Origin of the sequence: Eggerthella sp., assembly GCF_048329335.1 — a bacterium.
In the GTDB taxonomy this organism is placed as follows: domain Bacteria; phylum Actinomycetota; class Coriobacteriia; order Coriobacteriales; family Eggerthellaceae; genus Eggerthella; species Eggerthella lenta.
Map to the genome: position 1 here is coordinate 1 of NZ_DBFEGU010000191.1, position 2,154 is coordinate 2,154.

At 68.8% G+C, this 2,154-nt stretch carries 2 protein-coding genes and 1 pseudogene; 1 reads left to right on the forward strand and 2 read right to left on the reverse strand.

Features of this window, described 5'->3' with window-relative positions:
- Positions 1-436 (forward strand): PTS sugar transporter subunit IIC (locus ACMO6A_RS06380; RefSeq protein ID WP_418470924.1); only part of this gene is annotated, 436 nt, incomplete at its 5' end.
- Positions 437-527: 91 nt separating this feature from the next.
- Here ACMO6A_RS06380 and ACMO6A_RS06385 read toward each other — a convergent pair.
- Both ACMO6A_RS06385 and ACMO6A_RS06390 read right to left on the reverse strand, forming a co-directional pair.
- Positions 528-1,361, reverse strand: coding sequence for a purine-nucleoside phosphorylase (locus tag ACMO6A_RS06385; RefSeq protein ID WP_009304254.1), 834 nt, complete (start codon positions 1,359-1,361; stop codon positions 528-530).
- Positions 1,362-1,822: 461 nt separating this feature from the next.
- Positions 1,823-2,154: pseudogene (locus tag ACMO6A_RS06390) on the reverse strand (peptide chain release factor N(5)-glutamine methyltransferase); the annotation flags it as partial.

A 2,154-nucleotide genomic window follows, 5' to 3' on the forward strand; every position in this document is an offset into this window, starting at 1 on the left:
GGCAGGGTGCTGTGCCCAGATGGTGGGCTTCGCCGTGCTGAGCTTCCGCGAGAATCGCTGGGGCGGCCTGCTGTCGCAGGGTCTGGGAACCTCCATGCTGCAGATGGGAAACATCGTGAAGAAGCCGCTGATCTGGGTGCCGGCCATCGTCGCCTCGGCCGTCACCGGGCCGGTGGCCACGTGCGTGTTCCAGCTGAGCCAGAACGGACCCGCCGTGGCATCGGGCATGGGAACGTGCGGGCTCGTAGGCCCCATCGGCGTGTACACCGGCTGGATATCGGGCATGGAGGCCGGGGCGGCCGCGCCCGGCGCGTTCGACTGGATCGGCCTCGCGCTGGTCTGCTTCGTTCTGCCGGCGCTTATCGCCTGGGCCGTGGGCGCGCTCATGCGCAAGGCCGGCCTCATCGCCGAAGGGGATCTACTGCTGGAGGCGTAAGGCGCCAGCACGGAGCGCCGGCGCATGCGCAGCCGCTCGCGCCGGCGCTCCCTTCACAGCCGCTTCCTTCGCAGCGGCTCCCCCTCTCCTACTACAGCTGCTCGACGATGCCCGTGATCAGGCGCGAGAAATCGCCCTCGCGCGTCTTCGCCACGTCCAGCACCTCGAGTCCCGTGGGGCTTGCGCCCTCGATGCCGCAGCCCATGTTCGACACCAGCGAGATGCCCAGCACGCGCATCCCCACGTGCCGCGCGGCGATGACTTCCTCGCACACGCTCATCGCCACCGTATCGGCGCCCCACGAACGGAACATGCGGATCTCGGCCGGCGTCTCGAAGCTGGGTCCGAGCGCGCCCAGGTACACGCCCTCTCGCACCCGCACGCCGCGCTCGGCCGCCACGTCGTGGGCGATGGCGCGCAGCTCGGGGTCGAACGCGTCCAGCATGGAGAAGAAGCGGTCCGACAAGTTCGCCGGGTCGGGCGCGGCGATGGGATTGCGCCCCGTGAAATTGATCTGATCGGCCATGATACAGAAATCGCCCACCTCGTAGTTCGGGTTGAGCGCACCGGCCGCGTTCGTGGTGATAAGCGTGCGCACGCCCAGGCGCTCCATGAGCCACACCGGGTAGGCCACCTCCTGGGCGCTGTTCCCCTCGTAGGCGTGCAGACGACCCTGCATGGCCAGCACGCACTTGCCGCCCAGCGTGCCGCAGACGAAGCGGCCCACATGGCTTTCGGCCGTACTCGTCTTCATGCGCGGCACCTCCGCGTAGGGGATGCTCGCCGCATCGGCGATCTCGTTCGCCAGCGGATTCAGGCCCGAACCCAGCACGAGGCCGATCGTCGGTTCGCGACCTTCCAGCCGCTGGCGCAGCACGTAGGCCGAAAGCGTCAGGTTGTCGTCGAGGATGTTGCGTTCAAGCATGGAAGCCCTCCGTTCGTAGGTTTCGTCCTATTATAGCCGTCCACGCGCGAGCGTCCGGGACGGACGGACGCTCGCAGCAGCGATCTCGGCGGGTTCGGCGCGGGTTCGGCAGTTCCGGCGGGTTCCACGAGCGCCGATTTTGCGCGGAGGCGGCGCCGACGGGCCTCGCGCACCGTTTCGCTGGGGTCACGTGCAGCAAAATCGAGGTTTTGGCACCGACGACCCGCCCGGACACCGCGTTTTGCAGGGATCGCGAACCGCGACCTGGGGTTTCGCTTCGGCATCCTTCGAAGAAGGAGCTGGGAACCGGCCGATGACTGCCAAAACCTCGTTTTTGCCGCACATCCGAGGGCGAAACCGTGCAACCGGCAGCGCATAAGCCTGTCCTGCCCGCGCGGGACGCCGCGTCCTGCCGGAAGCGCCGGGGCTCGCACGGAAACCGCGCCGCCCCGAAGATCCGTCTACACGGCGCGCTTTCGGGCGGTGAGGACGCGGGGGCGCCCGGCGAGATCGGCCGTGACGCGAACATCGGAGAAGCCGGCCTCTTCGGCAAGGCGGGCGGCCTCGTCCAGGCAGGTCTCGTGCAGCTCGAAGGCGAAGCCGCCGCCCTCCTTGAGGGCGCGGCGGCACCAGGGAAGCAGGCGGCGCAGCACGTCAAGCCCGTCGGCGCCGCCGTCGAGCGCGAGCGCAGGCTCGAATTCGGCCACCTCGCGGGGGATATCGTCCATGACGGCCGTGGGCACGTACGGCGGGTTGGACACCACGAGGTCGAACGCGCCCATGAGCGTAGGAT

Coding starts and splice junctions, on each gene's coding strand:
- ACMO6A_RS06385 (WP_009304254.1), bottom strand. CDS start 1,361: ATGCTTGAACGCAACATCCTCGACGACAACCTGACGCTTTCGGCCTAC.